Source organism: Cellvibrio sp. BR, from assembly GCF_000263355.1.
Taxonomy (GTDB): domain Bacteria; phylum Pseudomonadota; class Gammaproteobacteria; order Pseudomonadales; family Cellvibrionaceae; genus Cellvibrio.
In genome coordinates, this window is record NZ_JH668206.1 from 160,860 (window position 1) to 181,181 (window position 20,322).

Consider the following 20,322-nt stretch of genomic DNA (forward strand, 5'->3'; position numbering starts at 1 on the left):
AGAGGGGAATACTAATTCCCCTCTTCCTTATTCAATAAATGGATTATTGTTGTGTCAGCTCTTAACCATCAAGGTACATCGATAGATAAATCCCACGATGTAAATATCGACTTGTTAACATCAGCCTGTAAGCGTAGACCTTACATCACATCACTATCCGGTTTTATTGAAGAGACTGATCCCTATGAGGCCATCAGTTACTGGCTAAGTAACTTCGAAAATATAACCCCCGATACAACAGCAAACGATATCGCCTTCATCATCAATAAAGCAATTGCTCGTATTGACCATCTCGTAAATGACCAACTAAATGAAATTATTCATCATCCAGGGCTGCAAAAACTTGAAGCCTCTTGGCGTGGCCTGTGGTATCTCGTAGCACAAGCTGACGGTAGTCGAAATATTAAAATACGTTTTTTAGATATTACTTGGGCAGAAATCACCAAAGATATAGAACGAGCTTTGGACGTTGATCAGAGCCAGCTATTTCAAAAAATTTACAGTGAAGAATATGGTACACCCGGCGGTGAACCTTACGGAGCCATTATTGGTGATTATGAAATAAGCCATAAAAGATCAATAAGACACCCATTTGATGATATAGCTACTCTCAATGGTATAAGCCAAATTGCTGCCGCTGCATTTGCGCCATTTATTGCCGCTGCATCCAGTGAATTTTTTGGTTTAGACAATTTTACTGCATTGGGCATGCCTATAAACCTGCATAGTATTTTTGCGCAAACAGAATACGTTAAATGGCGCGCACTACGTGAAAAACAAGACAGTCGCTTTCTCGGGCTTACCCTGCCACGCATTTTGATGCGAGAGCCTTATCGCAGGTCTCCTGGAAGTTACAAAGGTATATTTTTTTACGAAAAATCAAATCACGAAAATCAATCCTCTAGCGAATTATGGGGAAATGCAGCCTATGCATTTGGTGGGGTTCTGATTAGAGAATTTGCAAACGTTGGATGGTTTGGTCATATTCGCGGTGTCCCTCGCGATGAGATAGGTGGAGGGCTATTAACCAATTTATCGTCTGTTAACTTTGCAACAGACGCTGATGGCATAGCATGTAAACCCTCAGTCGATATTGTGATTACAGATACCATGGAACGGGAACTTAGTGATCTTGGGCTAATGCCCTTATGTCATTGTTACGATACGCCATTTAGCGCGTTTTATAGCAACCAGTCTGTCCAACAACCACGCAGTCGACTATCGCGCTCGGATGACGTGAATGCGAAACTATCAGCAATGTTGCAACACGTATTATGTGCATCACGCGTAGCACATTATTTAAAAGTTATGATTCGGGACAAAATCGGCTCTTTTATTACAGCCGATGAATGCGAGCGATTTCTAACTGAATGGTTGTTCAAATACACTACCGGACGCGAAGATTTGGAATGGGAAGAGCAGGCGCGTTACCCTCTTCGTCAAGCCGCCGTGAGTGTAAACGAACACCCTAACAAACCTGGACAATATCTCTGTGTTATTCATCTGGTGCCACATTACCAGCTCGATCAAATGGTCGCAGAATTAGAGTTAGTAACCGAATTAATGCAAACAAGTTAAAAACGGCTAACAATAGGAAAACCGCGGAAATGCGAATTTGGAAAAAACAAGAATTACGGCCATCTATTTTAGACCGTTTGATAGATGATGAACCACACATACAAATCGAACAAGATAAAAACCGAAATCAATATTTACGCGAACTACGCAACAGCGTTAAACGGGATTTGGAAAACCTTTTAAACACTCGGTTCAGAATGCAATCACCACCTGATGATTTAAAAGAGGTGGAGTTCTCTATACTAAATTATGGCTTACCAGATCTTGCCACTATAAATATTGCAGATATAGAGAAAAAAAAAGGTTTCACTAAAAATCTAGAAAAAACACTTCGAACATTTGAGCCGCGATTTAAATCAGTAAAAGTGATCCATCTAGACAATAAAGATACCACTGATAGAACCCTTAAATTTCGTATAGATGCAACACTTCATGCGGATCCCGCTCCAGAAGTGATCATTTTCGATTCCATTTTAGACCCGGTATTTAGAACCGTAAAAGTAGAAGAGTCCAAACATGGCTGATGAATTACTTCCCTATTACGAAAAAGAACTCGCTTTTATTCGGCAAATGGGTGCCGAATTCGCGAAGGAACATCCAAAAATTGCCGGCCGTTTAGGGATTAGTACAGATACGATTGAAGATCCGCATGTTTCACGCTTAATCGAGAGCTTCGCTTATTTAAATGCGCGTGTTCAGCATAAATTAGATGACGACTTTCCAGAACTTAGTGATGCCCTACTAGGTATCCTGTTTCCGCACTACCAACGTCCAATACCGTCAATGGCCATAGTGCAGTTGGTGCCAAATCAGGAGCAACTTGAAGCGAGCTATATCCTACCGGCCCAAACAATCCTGGAAACAGAGCAATTCCAAGGAGAGAATTGTCGTTTCACTACAGTGTATGAAACTGAGCTCCTCCCCTTACAAGTTAAAGATGCAAGCTTGGTGGGACGACCTTTTGCAACACCCGGTGCGAATAGCGTGCGCGGTGCAGGGGGTGTTTTGCATTTGCGACTTCATACTTTTAATGAAGCAATAAATTTTAACGAGTTGCGCCCAAACCGTTTGCGTTTTTATATCAAAGGTCAACCACAACACGTTCATCCACTTTATGAGATGATACTCAATGAATGCCAACAATTAGTTATTTCAACATCTGCAACCGATATAAATCCGGTCTTTTTAGGTAAAAATATCGTAAAAGCGGTAGGGTTTTGCGATACAGAAAGTTTACTCCCTTACCCTTCTTCCTCTTTTTCGGGCTACCGATTATTGAGTGAATTTTTTGTATTCCCAGAGAAATTCATGTTTATTGATATTGAAGGAATCGCCAATTACATCCCAAATAATGCCACGACAGAGCTAAATCTCTATCTCTATCTCAATCGATCTGATGTAGAGCTTGAACATAATATTAATGCAGCCACTTTTGTATTGGGCTGTACACCGGTGGTAAATTTATTCAGCCATAAAGCAGATCCAATAAAATTGGAGCACACTCAGCTGGACTATCAAATTATTCCAGATGCGCGCCGGCCAACGGGATATGAAATTTATTCAATAGAGAATGTTATCGCTAGCAGCACAACTGGTATACAAGAAAAATTTCTACCATTCTATGGTCTCAAACATAAACATCTGGATTTAAAAACTCAGTCTTTTTGGTTTGCTAATCGCCAGCACGCAAAACTCGGCTACGGCCAACGTGATGAAGGAACGGATATGTTCCTAAGTTTGGTTGATTTAAACTTTAACCCAAACTTACCTGAAGATCGTACGCTAATTGTAGAAACCACTTGTAGCAACCGAGATTTACCCGCAAAACTTCCGTTTAATCTTGAACAACCAAAACTTCAATGTGTCAATGCAGCTCCGCCTTGCGAAAAAATTCGCTGCTTAACCCAGCCTTCAATTACTGTTCGTCCACCACTGAGAAATGGCGCGCGCTGGCGGTTATTATCTCATTTAAATTTAAACCATTTATCAATAACAGGATCGCATAACGCTACCGATGCCTTAAAAGAAATATTGCGTCTTTATAATTTTAAAGACTCTCCGGCAACAAGAGCGCTAATTGATTCTATTCAATCGATTCATACACGAAGTGTGAATGCACCACTTAATATAGATGGCAGAGCAACATTATGTCGCGGTATCGAGGTTGAAATTGAAATAGATGATTCACAGTTTACTGGCAGTAGCAGTTTTCTATTTGCAAGTGTATTAGAACATTTCTTTGGTCTTTACTGCTCAATTAATTCATTTTCCCGCTTACTCGTTAAACGTAAAAATAAAGAAGGTTACTTAAAAAAATGTCCTCCCCGAGCTGGCGAAAAAATACTGCTGTAACCGATTTACTGTTAAAAGCACCACATGCATTTAGCTTTTTCCAGGCAGTACGCTTATTGGAACGTGCGGTTATTTTTAACGACTCATTGTCTGTTTATGACAATAATCAGACAAAAAAACAAAATCCAATTGGACTATTCGTGCCGCCGACAACTGAAGCCTTGCGCTTCAAAACTCGCACATCATTTAATTTTCCAAGCAGCGAAATATCATCTATTACAAAAACCAAAGAAGGAAACTTGAATGCACCATGGGAAATGCAAATAAATTTTATGAGCCTGGCAGGCAGCACCGGGGTGCTGCCCTACCATTACACAGAGTTAATATTACAACGCTTGAAACAGAAAGATGAGTCCCTCATTCACTTTCTGGATATGTTTAATCATCGAACTGTTTCGCTTTTTTATCAAGCGAGTACTAAATACTCATTACCTATTGAATATGAGCGAAAAAAATTAAATGGCAGCGCGAAAAAAGATAAATCAACAGCTACACAAGCTTTATTATCAATGATTGGATTGGGTACTGAGGGACTTACTAATAGGTTGTTAATAAAAGATGAGTCACTGTTATTCTACAGCGGACTACTAACACAGAAAGTTAGAACATCTACCGGACTAAAACAAATATTAGCTGATTATTTTGATCTGCCCGTGAAAATTCAGGAATTTGTGGGGCAATGGCAGGATCTAATTCCCGATATTCGTACACGCATTGCATCTAAATTAGAACCTAAAGGACAAAATGCAGCATTAGCATACTCAGCAATGTTAGGTGCCAAAGGTTGGATCGCCCAAGGGAAAATTAGGATATTGCTCGGCCCACTCAATAAAGAACAGTTTTATCGCTTTGCACCAGGGACTAAGGCCCTAGCTGCAATGAATCATATGATTCAAATGTATTTAGGGCTAGAACATGATTATGAATTTATAATTGAGGTAAAGCGAATAGACCTACCCAACAAAATTAAACTTAGCGCAAAATCACCTCCAATTTTGAGCTGGAATACCTGGTTATCTACTAGCGAGAAAAAAACATTAGTCGATAAAGATGAAACGCTAAAAATTAAAGTTTCAGCTAAACATGTCGTTTGATTATTAGAATTTAAAAGCACACATTAAATTAATTTAAGGATAGAGCCATGATTAATATTGATCTGAAATCGCTTGTAGTAAAACTCAATGAACCTTGCAGAAATGCACTTGAAAGTGCCGCTGGCTTATGTTTATCAAGAACTCATTATAATGTTGAAATTGAGCATTGGCTGCTTAAACTATTAGAGATAGCGGATAGTGATATCCTGTCCGTACTAGAAAAATTTGATATTAATATTGGCAATCTCGTTCGTCACCTAAACCGAGAATTGGATGCTGTTAAAACCGGAAACTCACGCGCTCCCGCACTCTCCCCTACTATTGTCGATTTGGCAAAAAATGCATGGATACTTGCATCAGTAGAGTATGGCCACAGTAAGATTACTTCTGCTCACATACTAGCAGCACTATTATTGGATGAAAGCTTACGTCGAGCAACCGAAGCCACTAACGGTGAATTAAAAAAAATTATTCCTGAGTCACTACGTGACGTAGTCCGTAGTGCTATTGGTACTACTGGTGAATCCAAACAAACAGAAAATTCGAACTCCTCTAATGAAGATAATTCAACATTTACTGCGCCAAGCAAAACACCATCACTCGATAGATTTACAGTTAATCTCACTGAGGCTGCCAAGAAGGGAAAAATTGATGCCGTATTAGGGCGAGATGATGAGGTTCGTCAAATTATTGATATTCTTATTCGTCGCCGCCAAAACAATCCTATTCTTACGGGAGAAGCTGGCGTAGGTAAAACAGCCGTCGTTGAAGGCTTTGCATTGCGTATTGCATCAGGTGATGTTCCGGAACAATTAAAAAATGTCACCATCCGCAGTTTGGATTTAGGGTTATTGCAAGCTGGTGCAAGCGTAAAGGGTGAATTTGAAAACCGTTTAAAGTCAGTCATTGCTGAAGTCAAAGCATCATCTGAACCGATTATCATGTTTATTGATGAAGCGCATACATTAATTGGCGCGGGAGGGAAAGAGGGACAAGGTGATGCTGCAAATCTTCTCAAACCAGCATTAGCACGGGGAGAACTACGCACCATTGCTGCCACAACATGGGCAGAATATAAAAAATATTTTGAACGCGATCCTGCGCTAACGCGTCGTTTTCAGGTCGTAAAAATCGAAGAGCCTGATGAAGAAAAGGCTATCAATATGATGCGTGCTATCTCTGATATGTTACAAAATCATCATCGCGTAAGAATTATGGATGAAGCGATTGTGGACTCGGTACGTCTTTCCAGTCGTTATATTACTGCACGCCAATTACCCGACAAATCAGTAAGCCTACTTGACACGGCGTGCGCCCGCGTCGCACTCAGCCAAAGCTCCACACCCGCAGCAATTGAAGACACTCGCCGTCAAATTATTCAATGCAATGCAACAATTGAATCTCTTGGTAGAGAAAACGCATCCCATGGAAACGCTACCGAACGTTTAGCGCAACTTGAAACAGAAAAACAACAATTGCAGATGCAACTACATGATCAAGAGGGACAATGGCAACTGGAACTGGAAAAAGTAAAAACAATTCAAAACTTACAAAAACAAATAGAAGATGATTTTCATAACCGCAAAAATAATGCAGCCGAAAACGTCCTTAATGACCATGAGTTAACTGCACTGCGTACACAGCTGGATAATTTACGCGAAGAACTTGCTGTATTACAAGGTGAAGCTCCGCTAATTAAAGTCAATGTAGATAGCCAAGCCATCGCCGAAGTGGTTGCAAACTGGACCGGTATCCCCGTAGGAAAGATGGTATCAAATGAAATTAAAGCTATTTTAGATTTACAGAGCGCGCTAGGAGAGCGGGTTATCGGCCAGCCTCACGCCTTGGAAGCAATTGCACAAAGCATTCGTACATCGCGCGCCGGCTTAACTGACCCACGCAAACCTATCGGTGTATTTTTTATGGTCGGCTCAAGTGGGGTAGGAAAAACAGAAACAGCACTCGCATTAACAGACATTCTCTATGGTGGTGAACAAAATATTACCGTCATCAATATGTCTGAATTTAAAGAGGAACATAAAGTATCCATGCTGTTAGGCTCACCGCCGGGATATGTAGGCTATGGTGAGGGTGGTGTTTTGACTGAGGCGGTCAGACGCAAACCTTATAGTGTAATTTTGCTTGATGAAATGGAAAAAGCTCATCCTGGTGTACAGGATATTTTTTACAACTTGTTTGATAAGGGCACGATTAAGGATGGCGAAGGTCGTGATATTGATTTTCGCAATACCGTTATCATTATGACTTCCAATGCTGGTGAGGAGCATATCCGCGCAATGTGCGCCGCACAAGAAGAACGTCCCGATCCAGAGGTATTGCTGGATAATTTCCGTCCGCAATTATTACGTTACTTCAAGCCTGCTTTTCTTGGTCGTACCACTGTGATTCCTTACTATCCACTCAATGATGACGATTTAATGAAAATTTGTTTAATTAACATGAAACGTATTAGTAAACGTGTCAAAGATCATTACAACGCAGACTTCACTTATGACGAAGATGTTCTACTTCATATTCTAGCCCGTAGCCAAGAAGTTGATACCGGCGCACGTAATATCGAAAATATTTTGACGCGTACATTGTTACCTGCGTTAGCAACTGAATGTCTTGGAAAAATGGCTAACAATGAACCGATCAATAGCATCCATGTGAGCGTGAATGAAAACGGCCAATTTACTTATCAAGTGATCTAATGAATAAAGTCACCAGAACTATTTTCTGGTGACTTTATCTTGGAAGTGTATAGCCATTCGGCTTTACGTTATCTTAACTTAAAGCATCAACATCAATCATTTTCTACTACGTTTTTAACTACCCATGAACTTATTCAGTACAAACGAAGAAAGAAAAAAAAAGGAAATTTTAGAAAATATTCATATTCTCTATTTTTATATTATTTTATTAATGATCTTAGGTTTGGGAAGCAGCGGAAGAGTAGCAGCTGCGTCTACAGACACAAAATTTTTGACCGCTACATCGAATGCTTATCAAGATATAGTTAGTCGAGAAAAATCAGAGCCTATTACTACGGATTTAAATAGTATCATTGCGGAAGTTGACGCTGAAATTGCAGCAAAAAAATCCACCGCAGCAATGATCATCCTTGTAAAAAACATGCCTTTTACAAAACAAAACGTTCATCTGCCAGTTGTACAACAAATAGTTTCCCTCGCTTTATCCCTGCATAACCTTACACTTGCCGAAACATTATTAGCACACGCGCATAATCAGGGCGATGCATATGGAGGCGCAAGGATTTCATTCGAAATAGCAAAATATAGTGCAGCACAAAACAAGTGGGATAAGGTGCTAATGCTACTAAAAAACACCGATGTAACCGAAAACCTTGAGAAAGAGGATGCAGAAGAAGCTAATTTATTAATTGGTAGCGCTTTACAGCAACAAAAAAGACATCGTGAAGCTATGAGCTATTATGAAAAAATAAAAGCAGATTCTGTTCATTATAGGTTGGCTCAACTTAATCTTGCCACTGCTAATATCCGTCAGGATTGGTGGACTGATGCGCACATGGCAATTAATAATGCAATAAAGAAAAATAGCTCTAAAAAAGATGAGCTTGATTATCGGCTGCATACCCTACTCGGTTTTTCTCAAATTCAATTTGGCTTTTATCGTGATGCACGAGAAAGTTTTCGCAACGTATCACTTAAAAGTGATTATACAAATCGCGCTTTGCTTGGGTTGGGAATGGCAGCATTACACCAAGAGGACTTTATAGGGGCATTAAGTGCTTTCAAACATCTACGAACAAAAGAAGAAAAAGATATTTCAGTAGCTGAATCATATTTATTAAATGCTTTTACGTTGCGCCAACTTGGGCAATACGACGATGCGCTGGCGGCTTACCAGGAGGCGGTTGTCTATTATTCAGACTTACACAACCAACAAACTAATACGATATCTAACCTGAATGAACAAAGAATTTCGCTACAAATAATCAATAGGATTTTCATACGTCCAGAGTCGCGGAATGATAAGCAACTACGTCATTTCGTAGAAAAAATTAATATTATTGCTGATCTATTGAACTATCCGGTATCAAGTATCACAAAAACTCAGTTAACGAATACAAAAATACTTCTCGAAGAAGAATATGTAAATCTTGCAAAAACAATTCTACGATCAGAACAAGAATCAATCGCTAGTTATCTAAGCCAATCAAAATTTGGGTTGGCAACAATTTATGATGGTAAATAGTCCCATGCATTCACCCATTTATCCTATACCACTTTTATTTTTATTGTTGTTAATGGGCTGTAGCACGACGGAACAACAAGAAGCCACGTTGCGCGATATAGATATCCAGTCATCTGATGAAGATGTGGCACCAGTATTCATTAAGGCTAAAAATGAGAGTGAAATTAAAAAGGCTTATAGTGATTACTTAAAATCTGCTTCCGTTGATGAAAAAGGACGCCGGGCGGCTATAAGCCGTTTGGCGGAGCTGGAAATGGCAGAATTAAACAAACTGGATGATGAAAGTACAAATACTGATGTCAGCATTGATCAAAGTGAAGGCTATAAGAAATCTATTTTACGCACAATAGATCTGCTTTCAGCAGCAATAAATGAATATCCCAATGCAAAAGATAACGATAGAATTCTTTATCAATTATCTCAAAATTATGAGAAATTGAATCTTCAAGATCAATCGTTGAATACGCTAACTCAGCTCACCACACAATTTCCACAATCAGTTTACTATGCAGAAGCCCATTTTCGTTTGGCTGAAAACGCTTTTGTTTTGGGGGATTACTTAACGGCTGAAAGTTCATACTCAGAGGTGATATTTACTGCCGGTGGCAACGAATTTTATGAGCGTTCACTGCTAAAACGAGGTTGGTCCCGTTATAAACAAGGTCTTTTTACTGAAGCAGTAGAGGATTATGTAGCCGCAATTAAACATAGGAAATTCGGTAATTATCAGACCCTGACAGGAAATGATCTGGGTGATTTTGATGAATACTTCAGAGCACTTGCTCTCGCGGCAATAAACCTTGAAAGCACCGATCTGCTTAAAAATTATTTTAATACACCAACCGATAGTGATTACCTCTATCACACCCATCAGGTTATTAGTTCTATCTACCTGGCACAACAACGATACGCAGATGCTAGTATCATTCTCAATAATTTTATTGCGGGCAACTCCGATTCAGAACGAATTCCAGAGGCTTATTTACAACAGCTACAAGTCCTTAAAAAGGCCGGACTGAATGACGAGTTTGCAGCAGCGATGGAGGCTTTTTATATTCGCTTTAATACGAATAGCCCTTATTGGGAAGGAAAAAAATACTCTTCAGCTTACGATGTTATTAAAAAATCCATGCGCGATAATATTTTGCTGGTTGCAGATGCACAACAACAGGAATATCGAAAAACCAGAAAAACTGGAAATTTTGTTGCCGCTAATCAATGGTATCAGCGCTACCTAAATCAATATTCATCCTATGCAAGGCAAGATAAGGTTTACACCGCATATGCAGAATTGCTTGTCACTCAAAATATGAATGAGCAAGCTCTCAGTTATTTTGAAAAAGCAGCCTATGATGGCGATATTGTACTGGACAAGGAGGCAGCTTATGCCACGATTGAGCTCACCGATAAACTACACAAATCTTATCCTGAAAATTCCGCATGGCTTGACCGACACCTAACCTACTCTTTGCGTTCAGCGCAATTATATCAAGATGAAAAACGCTACCAACAGGCGAGTCTATACGCTGTGGAACTTGCGTATAAAAATAAACGTTACGCAGAAGCGATTACGTTTTCCGAGAGCATTGCACGAAGTGCCGCGGAAAATATTCGCAAAGAAGCGGATTATATTCGAGGATTGTCCTTCTTAAAGATCAAGAATCCGGAAAAAGCAGAAAAAGTTTTCTCATATCTCCTATCTACCGAAAATAATAATACCGATAAAATCCGCTTTAGTAATGGCTTGGCCCTGGCAATATATGAACAAGGTCAGGCTGATTTACAACTCGACAAGATTGACTCTGCGATTGCCAATTATGCTCGCGTAGTCAAACAAGCTAATACTGCCACCATTGCACCTGACTCGCTCTTTGCCGCTATTAACCTTGCTATAGCGCATGAACGTTGGAATCTGGCAGTAGCTAATATTGAACTATTTCAACAACAATTCCCCAATCACCGCTTGTATCAGGATGCAACGCGGGAACTCTCAAATGCCTATATAAAACTGGGGCAGGAAGATAGAGCAGCCGTTGTATTTGAAAAAATATCGACTCAAGACAATGATCAAAATATAAAAATGGCTGCTTTATGGAAAGCAGCCGCATTGTATGAATCAAAAAATAAACCCTCCGACGCAATTCGCGCTTACACCAGTTATGCGAATAATTATCCGACGCCTTATGCTCAGTATTTGGAGTCTATGGATAAGCTATCTTCACTTTATTTACAAAAAAACGATCTTGGAAAAGCCGAATTTTGGCAACGCCAGATTATTAATGCTGACCAAAAGACAGTACAAAGTTATAAAAACGATCGCACAAATTATATTGCCGCTACGGCGGCTTTAGCCTTGGCAAAGCATAAAAAAGATAAATTTGAAAAGAAAAATCTTGTAGAGCCATTGGCTAAAAACTTAAGAGAGAAGAAAAAATTTATGCAGGAATCTATTTCTCTTTTTGGTCAGGCATCGTCATATAACATTGCTGAGGTGACTATAGAAGCAACCTATTCTATAGGAAAAATATATCAAGAATTTTCGAAGTCGCTTCTTAATTCAGAACGGCCGAAGAATCTTTCAGATGATGAGCTTGAGCAATATAACATTCTTATTGAGGATCAAGCATTTCCTTTTGAAGAAAAGGCCATCGAATTCTATGAAATAAATATGGCAAGGACAGCCGATGGAACACACAGTTCCTGGATCAAAAAAAGCCATATCGAATTACAAACACTTTTCCCATCGCGCTATCAGCGCCAGGGAAAATTTCATGTTTTTAGTAGCACAGCTAACTGACTATAAATAATTTTATCTTTTTAAGTAAACACTGCTGAATGGAGCCGTGATGAAATTTTTACCCGAATTACATATCCATAAAATAGCTGGGCTGTTGATAATCGGAGTGCTGTTGAATGCTTGTACAACAAAATCTGGAGCCCCAGCGGAGACGCCAGTGATATCCACAATAGCAGCACCGCTTGCTGAGAAAGATATCCCCTTATATACCAATGCCATTGCAGCATTAACCGCCGGTAATGCCAAAGAAGCTGCAGCATCACTCACAAGGGTTACTAAAAAAAACCCAGGCTACCTTGATGCCTGGGTTAACTTGGCAATTGCAGAATACTCGCTAAAACACATTAATGAAGCAAAACGCGCGATAGGACAGGCACACATGCTTCAATCAGAATCAGCCGATATCAGTAATATTCAAGCGCTCATCTGCATTGATGATGGACGCTATAAAGAAGCTGAGCAACATTATTTGAATGCGTTAAAACTCGATGCCAATAACGCTAATGTCCACTACAACCTGGCCTTACTCTACGATCTTTATTATCAGGATATCGCCAAGGCAATTCCGCACTATGAACATTACCTTTCACTCTTAAACCAAAAGGATGAGAAAACCGAAGCGTGGACAGAAGAATTAAAAGATACACTGAGCAGGAGAAACTGATTATGAAATGGCATAGATTGTTAATAGTTTGCTTTGGCATTTCGCTCTCTGTATTGGCCAACAATGAAATTGATCGCGAAACTGGAATAGCCGAAGGCAATGAGGAACTGCCCAAGATTTTATATGTGGTTCCATGGAAAGAAAGCCAGAACAAGAAAGTCGCAAATCCAAAACTGGTATTACATGACTTGCTAGGGGATTTATACGAACCCCAGTTAGCTTCTGATTGGCAATAAAACCGAATAGAAATTTGGAAGAAATTCAGCGGTCAAATGTGGCAGCTAACTGATCAAAACCTATGGCATTAATACCATTACTGAAACTCATCGCCGCTCCTGCATAAATTAAATAGCCGCTAGCCATTTGCGGCGACAGCTCAATAATTCGTTTAAGCCCTTTCAGAAGTTCCGGTTTATAGGTCGAACTGGATTTTATTTCTATAGGTGTTAACTGCCTACCTTGCTGGAAAAGCAAGTCAGCCTCCAACCCATTGCTGTCGCGGAAGAAATAGAGATTATCCAACTTACCGCGGTTGTATCGATTTTTAACAAAGTCCAACACAACAAGATTTTCAAATAATTGCCCAATCAAAGGGTCCCGCGCAACCTGCGTTGTGTTTTCTATGCCCAAGAGAAAACATAGTAGCCCTGTGTCAACAAAGTAATACTTGGGTGATTTGATCACTCGCTTACCGAAATTTTCATAATATGGCGAAAGCTTATAGACAATAAAAGAAGCCTCTAGAATGGATAACCAATATTTTATGGTTGTCGCACTCACGCCCACATCGCCAGCAAGCGATGAATAATCCATCAACTGCCCTACCCTGCCGGCAACCAATTTCATAAATTTCTGAAACTGCGCAACATCTTTCAGGTTGATGAGTTGGCGGACATCGCGCTCGACATAGGTCTGATAGTAATTTGAATAGGCAGGTGTCGGTCGCTGATGCTGATCATAGATCCGCGGTAGAAATCCGTTGTAGATATAATCTTCCGCATGGCTAAAACCCAATTGATTTTCTACCAATTCGGCGATGGAGAAAGGCAGCAAGTGAAGCACAGCCGTACGCCCCGCCAAAGACTGGACTATGGCCTCGCGCAGAGCTAACTGATGGGAACCGGTTAACACGTAGCGGCCATTTTCTGCTCCCGAATCCACAGCGACTTGCAAATAGCTAAGAAGATCCGGCACTCGCTGGATTTCATCAAAAATAACCTTGCCAGTGAATTGCGCCAAAAACGCTTTCGGGTCATGTTGGGCGAATTCACGGGTTTCTGGTTGCTCCAGATTTACATAGGCGTAATCAGGAAGCGCCTGGCGTGCGAGTGTGGTTTTACCCGCCTGACGTGGCCCCAGTAGGGTGACTATGGGGTACTCACTCAACAGTTGAAGAAATTCTTGTTCTATATGTCGTTTAATCATCTGCACAGATTAAATTATGCAAAATTAAAGTTCAACTTTTATATTGCATAGCTTTACGCCTATTAACTTAGCAGCAACTCACAAAACAAATTGGTTAATAACTGAACAGGAGATCGTCACTATTCAAAACAAGTCGCACAAGACACCAGAACATGACGCCCATTGTGCTCGCTGCGCAATGGGCGAGGCCGCTTGTCAACCAAGGTCATAGCGCGATAAAGGGCATTTTCTTTATCGATGGTGAGGCGTTCGTGTTCTGCAGGGTAGCGCCAGGGGTCCAAACCGCCCTGCCCTATGAATGCATGTTTATCGATAGTAATTGTCTGCACGTGCAGCAACTCATGCAATAAGGCGTCGGCGGGTGAGGCGATGCAAAAGGGTTTTTGTTCGTCACACTTGTCGTAGAACTTTAACTTGGCACCGGATCGCGGATCAAAAAAAACGTCCACCTTGGTTATATCCATACGGGTACCTTTAACATTTGTTTGGAAGGTATGGGGTAGATATTTGAGTGTCCATTCAGTTGCGGCAATTGACTGTATCAGCTGCACTGCAGCCGGATACTGCGCGTAGTAAGCCGCTAATTCATGGATATCATCCAATATTCCAGGAGGATAACGGGCAATGTCATCCATATGATTAAGAAGAATTTGCGCCACGGCTTTACTCACCAAAGAATCCTGAGGTTGCCCAAACATTTTAGTGAGCGGTAAAACAGCCTTTTCTTGTTGCAAGAAGTCCGACCCTGCATATTCTGGAGCAATCAGATTCAGGCTTAGCTCTGCCTCCTCCGCTACAATCTCCATCGCGGACATACTCATTACTAAAAAAACAATCGAGAGAAATTTTTTGCGCCTGCAATCATCCGTCGCGCTTTGTGGCGCACGCCTATCGGCCTTTAAACAAATGCCTTGTCGCTCGGCATAGTTCTTCAAGCGATTAAAGTAGTCAGGATGTGTATGGGCTAGTGCCGGAGAGTGAATGTAATGCGGTACACCTGCGATGACACAAGCATGCACCGGGTGAACATCAACTGGGTCAACTTTATCCCGATTTGATAAGCCATGAACAACGTCGGTCCAATGATCAAGGATAGTTTTTTGCATCATCACACCTCAAAGCTGTGATTAAGCCAATACAGCTTTAGATGAGAAATAGCTGTGTTGAAAGTAATAATAGAAGCCAATACTGATTGCAGATTGAACAAATTGATCGCAAAAACGGTTTTGTTACTCGATATGGAAATATAAAAAGCCCTCATCGACATTTGATTAACGTTAATTTCTCACCTATTTTTAGTCACGCGACTAAAAATAGGTGAGAATATCAGCTCCTCTATCACAATTTAGTCACATGACTAAAAAGGAAGCCACAATGGAATATTTGCCCTACCTTTTGGATAAACGGGACGCCGTTGATTTTTATCAGAAAAATCCCGCCTGTAGTGATGCAGCCAAAGCCTGTGTAGTTGCCTTTTTGAGCAAGGCAGGCCTATCCAACCGCGAAATCCGCGCTGCGCTCAATATCGATAAGGTTTATACCGTTACCCATCTGAAACGGGCGGGACTGTCGCTCACTGAAACGGAACTGGCGCTGTGGCATAAAAATCCCGCCTGTATCACCCTGGGCCACGTCAGAGCTGTGGCTAAGCTACCCCAGCAAGAGCGCGAGAGGATGTTGCGTAAACTACTGGCGCAAAAAACCCCCGTTCATCAGTTTGAAGCTATAGCCCAAGGTGAAACCGAACAACGAAATGCGGATATCAAACGCTATCAGGAACGAATGGCGGAAGTATTGGGTCGCCCCGTTAAGATCCGCTACAACAACGCCAAAAAATCCGGTTCGCTCTGTTTGGATTTTTTTACTCTGGAAGATCTGGATCATCTCGCCACTACACTGGGTTTTAAAGCAGAGGAAGATTTTTAGCATCCCCTGCCCTTTTGCCGCACAGGAAACCCTTGATAGGGGTCGATTTTGCGATTGTTATAGTTAACACCCCTCAAGGCACTTGCTCAAGAAAATAACACATGTATATTATACGCTGTATGTTATTTTCAGGGGATTGAAATGTTTACTTATAAAAGCAAAGTTCTGGCTGTGCTCAATCAAAAGGGTGGCGTTGGTAAAACAACGGTGGCCAGTGTAATAGCCGAATACGCCGCCATAGTGGCCGGTAAAAATGTACTGGTAGTTGATTTGGATATGCAATGCAACTCATCTGACTACTGGGTGGGAATGGAAACAGCGCCACAAGCAACCGGCGGACAGTTGCCACCTCTACACCCGGATTATGATGGCGATCCTGATCTGGACTCGCGCTCCAATATTGCCGATATCTTCTTTGGTAAAGCGGTACTGCCGCACTCTACTTATATTCGCGCAGACAATGGATTTAAACACAGTGTCGACATTATGGTCGGCCACCCTGCCCTGCTTGAGCGAATCAATAGTGAGTACGATAACTCTTCCGGTAAAATTGCATCCTTGATTATCGATCGGCTCGGTGAATTTTTGCATATGGAAGATGTGGCCGAAACCTACGATCTAATCATTTTAGACACTGGCCCAAGCCGCAATCCAATCTTCCGCTCGGCAGTCCGTGCCGCGACCCATGCAATTATTCCGTTTGAGCCGGAAGAAAAAAGCCTGCAAGGTATTAACGCAATGCTGCAGGTTATTCAGTCGGAAAACTTTTCGCGCAGCGAAGACCATCAACTTAACCTGATAGGTCTGTGCCCAAATAAAGTTCGAAGCAATACCAATATTCACCGCAGTACACTCGAAATGTTACATCGTGAACTGGGTGGAATCATGTTCCCATCAGAGGTCTACCTCCCACAATCTACCGCCTTCCCGGAGCGAGACCTTAAAGGTATTTCACCGCGCAGTATTTTCCAAATATCCGCCCAGCATGTCGCTCACAAACAGAGTTCATCAGTCGGCGAGTTCACTATCAAGCGGGTTTTTGACCATTAATTACTTGTAAATTTCGATCAGTCACGCAAACACTGACTGTCTGTCTCCCGAGGAGACACCATAGGAGAATTTATCATGGCTCGTAAATTTGGCTCATCCAACACCAACCGCGTCGGCACCGGCAAAATCGACCAGTCAGAATCAACTGGCGAAAAATGGGCAGGTTCTGTAGCTGCACAAGTAGCAACAGCGGCCAATATCAAAGCCATAATGGCCAAAACAATCCCGGTTAATTATGTTCAGTGTGATCCACAAAACCCGCGCAAACTTGCCCTGAGCCAAGCTCAAGTCAGCGCCATCGCACAAAACTATCCATTGGATGCAAAACTGCTGCAAGTGGAAGATGCTACTGATTGGATCGAAGACTATGTTGCAAGGGTAGGTCAGGGCGAAGGACTGACAGGTAAAGCGGTCGGCGATCTGGAATCACTGGTTAGTTTTGCTGCCGCCTTGAAATCTGCTGACCGCTTATTACACCCCATAGTGGTTTGGCGCGATGAAAGCACCTTTCATTTAATCGCTGGCGAACGTCGGCTGCTTGCACATATCCTGCTGGGTGAATCGCATATCGCTGCCCGTATTCTCGAGCAGCACTACAGCCGCGCCGAAATTGACACCTTACAATGGGAAGAAAACGTTCACCGGGTCGATATGTCGCTCTGGGAACGGGTTGAGCATGTCAAAAAGTTGCTCGAATCAGAGGCGGGCATAGCCGCAACATCAGTTACCAAACTGAGTAAAATTTTGGGGCGCAGTCGCGCTGAAAGCCAGCGTTACCTGGTAGTGCTGCGCTACCCTTCACCATTGCTATTGGACGCCATCAAAACCGGTAGGGTAGGGGATCTCAAATCGGCGGCGGCGCTTGCACAGTTATCACCGGAACAACTACAGAAAAAATTGTCAGGTGCACCATTAATTGCTCCCCCGAAAGCAAGCGTAAAATTTAGCGATAAATCCCAAAGCCAGGCTTTTGCCACTTTGTTAAAAGCCGCAGCAAAACAGCTAAAAATGGAATCCGCCATTAAACAAATTGATTTAAAGAGCCCTGCAGGAATAAATGAGGCATTGGCCATACTCATCGATGGACTCGGGAGTTCAGCTAATGGCTAAGTTTTCCCTGCCCAAAGCGGGTGACAATAGCGCTCGTTCCAGCATTAGAGTTCCCAAAACCATGCTGGCCAAAATAGATGAAGCTATGGAACAAAGCGGCTATAACCGCAAGCAACGGTCAAAGTGGATTGAAGATATCACGCTTTCTTTTCTCCAACGCTCAGATGCCCCCAACTTGATCGCCGAAGAATTTATTGTTCCGGGATCCACTGAATCCATTCCCGTTACACTCAGCAATAACCTGGATAACCAGATCAATGCAGTATTGGAGCGCGTCCAGCAGGAAGAGGCAATACGTAAAGACCGCAGCGCAGTTATCCGCACAGCAATCACCCAAAACTTGCTCGCAAGAGCAGGGCGTCAACTGTCTCCCAAGGAGACACGCCTCCCGGTGACCATGGGCGAGGGGGATTAAAATGTCGCAGAAGATCGAGAAAACCGACCAGCTAGACCTCTTTGTCGCCGACATCATCGATATCGCCCCTAAGGGTGACCTGCACTCCATGGAGTATCCGATTTTTGCAATCAGCTCCAAACCGGACACCGAGATTTTTCGCTACGAGAATCCAAACGGTAATTGGCTAGAGATTATCCCCTCGGTAAATGGTAGAGCCACAATTCATGACAAGGACCTGTTGCTTTATTGTTTTGGTCAGATTGCCGAGGCTCTTAATCGGGGCAAAAGCATCAGCCGACGGCTCAAAATTACTGCCTACGATTATCTGGTGAGCACGAATCGCAACACCGACGGGCGCTCCTATGCTGCCATTACCGATACACTTGCGCGTCTGCGTGGCACTACTTTCAAGAGCAATATCGGAAATCAGGAAAATAAAAAAGGCGAAGTGTTTGGTTTAATCGATTCAGGTAATGCCGTTACCGACAAAAATGGACGACTGGATTATGTTGAAGTTGTGCTGTCGGAACACCTGTTCGCCTCCATTACCAACCATCGAATTCTGACTTACAACCGTGACTATTTCAGATTGCGTTCGCCCTATGACCGACGCATGTATGAACTCTGTCGAAAACATTGCGGCAATCAAACCTATTGGGAAATAGGGCTTGAAAATCTTTACTCCAAATTTGGAGTCAAATCAGAGCTTCGTGAATTTCGTCGAAAAATCAAGGAATTGGTAAAAGAACAAGCTATTCCAGACTATTACATCGAATATAAAACAGCCAAAGAAACAGGAACCATCGAAAAGGTTCAGGTTTACCATGATAAAGATGCCTATCTGCGGAATCAGAGCCAGATGCTGCATCCAGAAAACAATCCATAACGCCAATACATACTGAACTTTGCCTCGTGCTTTTAACCACAATTAAGATACTGGCATCGTGGTTTTAACCACACCAAGTAGCGCAACGAAAGTATGAACACAGGCAAAAAGTACAAAGGCGATTAAAAAAGGAGCAATAAATCTCTGAATCAAAAAAAACATACAGTATGTTTTTGATTAATAGGAGTTCGTGATTTTAACCACGCAATCTGAGCGACTAGAAGCAAAGCAAAAGTGACAACCAAGTAGTGGGAATTGTGAATAGCAACGTGTTTTTGACCACAAAAGCAACGTGTTTTTAAACACAGTTTATTCGAGTCTTTAACCACAAAAATACGTGCTTTTGACCACGCTTAATCGTGATTTTGAACACCCTATGGGCTATCAAAGCAAGCAATAGCAAGGCTTTGGCGAAATGTAACTATTTGATAACTATTAATAACTTTAAATATATTAACTTGCTAAGTAACTAAAAAAGCAGGGCGTTCCTCCGCTGATGGACAATTGGGACGATGCTACGCAGCGCGGGCAAAAGCTATGGAAAACGCTACGCGTTTACACACAGCTTTTACCCACTTCGCCCCAATTGACCACAGCACAAACCTAAAAGTGAACTTGGGGTCTGTGGAATCAACAAACGCTAAAGCGTTACATCTAATAACTAAAAAAGCATTTTGATATGTTTTTTCTAATGCCTTCACACTTTTAAATTGTGATCACTGTCATAATCCGCGCCTTTTGAATACACCGCTTCATTCGACAGCTCCTCTTTTTATCGCAAAGGAATCATTACTATCATGACGA

General features: G+C 41.8%; 16 protein-coding genes. 14 read left to right on the top strand and 2 right to left on the bottom strand.

The window, feature by feature from the left end:
• Positions 1-51: 51 nt before the first annotated feature.
• The 9 genes from tssC to O59_RS19010 all read left to right on the top strand — a co-directional run bounded on the left by tssC (position 52) and on the right by O59_RS19010 (position 12,960).
• Positions 52-1,578, top strand: a complete 1,527-nt coding sequence (gene tssC, locus O59_RS18970; RefSeq protein WP_007645619.1) for a type VI secretion system contractile sheath large subunit — start codon at positions 52-54, stop codon at positions 1,576-1,578.
• A gap of 29 nt (positions 1,579-1,607) precedes the next feature.
• Positions 1,608-2,102: a type VI secretion system baseplate subunit TssE gene (gene tssE / locus O59_RS18975; RefSeq protein WP_007645621.1), complete on the top strand. Its 495-nt coding sequence runs from the start codon at positions 1,608-1,610 to the stop codon at positions 2,100-2,102.
• On the top strand, positions 2,095-3,930 hold the full coding sequence (gene tssF, locus O59_RS18980) for a type VI secretion system baseplate subunit TssF (protein ID WP_007645623.1): 1,836 nt from the start codon (positions 2,095-2,097) through the stop codon (positions 3,928-3,930). The genes tssE and tssF overlap by 8 nt, the downstream gene beginning before the upstream one ends.
• Entirely contained in the window at positions 3,894-5,024 is a 1,131-nt protein-coding gene (gene tssG / locus O59_RS18985) for a type VI secretion system baseplate subunit TssG (protein WP_007645624.1), read from the top strand. The genes tssF and tssG overlap by 37 nt, the downstream gene beginning before the upstream one ends.
• 47 nt (positions 5,025-5,071) lie before the next feature.
• Positions 5,072-7,738 (top strand): type VI secretion system ATPase TssH, encoded by a 2,667-nt coding sequence (tssH, locus tag O59_RS18990; RefSeq protein ID WP_081489748.1) that lies wholly within the window; start codon positions 5,072-5,074, stop codon positions 7,736-7,738.
• A gap of 124 nt (positions 7,739-7,862) precedes the next feature.
• Complete coding sequence (locus O59_RS18995) at positions 7,863-9,263, top strand: lipopolysaccharide assembly protein LapB (RefSeq protein WP_007645626.1); 1,401 nt, start codon at positions 7,863-7,865, stop codon at positions 9,261-9,263.
• A gap of 4 nt (positions 9,264-9,267) precedes the next feature.
• Entirely contained in the window at positions 9,268-12,060 is a 2,793-nt protein-coding gene (locus O59_RS19000; RefSeq protein ID WP_007645628.1) for a tetratricopeptide repeat protein, read from the top strand.
• Positions 12,061-12,109: 49 nt separating this feature from the next.
• Positions 12,110-12,724 (top strand): tetratricopeptide repeat protein, encoded by a 615-nt coding sequence (locus O59_RS21190; protein ID WP_050977126.1) that lies wholly within the window; start codon positions 12,110-12,112, stop codon positions 12,722-12,724.
• Positions 12,725-12,726: 2 nt separating this feature from the next.
• Entirely contained in the window at positions 12,727-12,960 is a 234-nt protein-coding gene (locus O59_RS19010) for a hypothetical protein (protein ID WP_050977127.1), read from the top strand.
• A gap of 25 nt (positions 12,961-12,985) precedes the next feature.
• Here the strand turns inward: O59_RS19010 and O59_RS19015 are convergent, their stop codons facing one another.
• Together O59_RS19015 and O59_RS19020 are read right to left on the bottom strand one after the other, a co-directional pair.
• A complete protein-coding gene (locus O59_RS19015; RefSeq protein WP_007645640.1) occupies positions 12,986-14,149 on the bottom strand; it encodes an ATP-binding protein in 1,164 nt (387 codons plus the stop codon).
• A 119-nt stretch (positions 14,150-14,268) separates the two neighbouring features.
• Positions 14,269-15,258: a hypothetical protein gene (locus tag O59_RS19020; RefSeq protein ID WP_007645642.1), complete on the bottom strand. Its 990-nt coding sequence runs from the start codon at positions 15,256-15,258 to the stop codon at positions 14,269-14,271.
• A gap of 265 nt (positions 15,259-15,523) precedes the next feature.
• Between O59_RS19020 and O59_RS19025 the strand changes: the two genes are divergently transcribed.
• From O59_RS19025 to O59_RS19045, 5 genes are all read left to right on the top strand, one after another.
• Entirely contained in the window at positions 15,524-16,075 is a 552-nt protein-coding gene (locus O59_RS19025) for a hypothetical protein (RefSeq protein ID WP_007645644.1), read from the top strand.
• A 141-nt stretch (positions 16,076-16,216) separates the two neighbouring features.
• Positions 16,217-17,125, top strand: a complete 909-nt coding sequence (locus O59_RS19030) for a ParA family protein (RefSeq protein ID WP_007645646.1) — start codon at positions 16,217-16,219, stop codon at positions 17,123-17,125.
• Positions 17,126-17,200: 75 nt separating this feature from the next.
• Entirely contained in the window at positions 17,201-18,235 is a 1,035-nt protein-coding gene (locus tag O59_RS19035; protein WP_007645648.1) for a ParB/RepB/Spo0J family partition protein, read from the top strand.
• Entirely contained in the window at positions 18,228-18,650 is a 423-nt protein-coding gene (locus O59_RS19040; protein ID WP_050977128.1) for a hypothetical protein, read from the top strand. Before O59_RS19035 ends, O59_RS19040 begins: the two co-directional genes overlap by 8 nt.
• A 1-nt stretch (position 18,651) precedes the next feature.
• Positions 18,652-19,518 (top strand): replication initiator protein A, encoded by an 867-nt coding sequence (locus O59_RS19045; protein WP_007645652.1) that lies wholly within the window; start codon positions 18,652-18,654, stop codon positions 19,516-19,518.
• Positions 19,519-20,322 lie beyond the last annotated feature (804 nt).

Excerpts from the sequence above, each read along its gene's own strand:
- tssE (WP_007645621.1), top strand. The coding sequence starts at position 1,608 with ATGCGAATTTGGAAAAAACAAGAATTACGGCCATCTATTTTAGACCGT.
- tssF (WP_007645623.1), top strand. The coding sequence starts at position 2,095 with ATGGCTGATGAATTACTTCCCTATTACGAAAAAGAACTCGCTTTTATT.
- tssG (WP_007645624.1), top strand. The coding sequence starts at position 3,894 with ATGTCCTCCCCGAGCTGGCGAAAAAATACTGCTGTAACCGATTTACTG.
- tssH (WP_081489748.1), top strand. The coding sequence starts at position 5,072 with ATGATTAATATTGATCTGAAATCGCTTGTAGTAAAACTCAATGAACCT.
- O59_RS18995 (WP_007645626.1), top strand. The coding sequence starts at position 7,863 with ATGAACTTATTCAGTACAAACGAAGAAAGAAAAAAAAAGGAAATTTTA.
- O59_RS19000 (WP_007645628.1), top strand. The coding sequence starts at position 9,268 with ATGCATTCACCCATTTATCCTATACCACTTTTATTTTTATTGTTGTTA.
- O59_RS21190 (WP_050977126.1), top strand. The coding sequence starts at position 12,110 with ATGAAATTTTTACCCGAATTACATATCCATAAAATAGCTGGGCTGTTG.
- O59_RS19010 (WP_050977127.1), top strand. The coding sequence starts at position 12,727 with ATGAAATGGCATAGATTGTTAATAGTTTGCTTTGGCATTTCGCTCTCT.
- O59_RS19015 (WP_007645640.1), bottom strand. The coding sequence starts at position 14,149 with ATGATTAAACGACATATAGAACAAGAATTTCTTCAACTGTTGAGTGAG.
- O59_RS19020 (WP_007645642.1), bottom strand. The coding sequence starts at position 15,258 with ATGATGCAAAAAACTATCCTTGATCATTGGACCGACGTTGTTCATGGC.
- O59_RS19025 (WP_007645644.1), top strand. The coding sequence starts at position 15,524 with ATGGAATATTTGCCCTACCTTTTGGATAAACGGGACGCCGTTGATTTT.
- O59_RS19030 (WP_007645646.1), top strand. The coding sequence starts at position 16,217 with ATGTTTACTTATAAAAGCAAAGTTCTGGCTGTGCTCAATCAAAAGGGT.
- O59_RS19035 (WP_007645648.1), top strand. The coding sequence starts at position 17,201 with ATGGCTCGTAAATTTGGCTCATCCAACACCAACCGCGTCGGCACCGGC.
- O59_RS19040 (WP_050977128.1), top strand. The coding sequence starts at position 18,228 with ATGGCTAAGTTTTCCCTGCCCAAAGCGGGTGACAATAGCGCTCGTTCC.
- O59_RS19045 (WP_007645652.1), top strand. The coding sequence starts at position 18,652 with ATGTCGCAGAAGATCGAGAAAACCGACCAGCTAGACCTCTTTGTCGCC.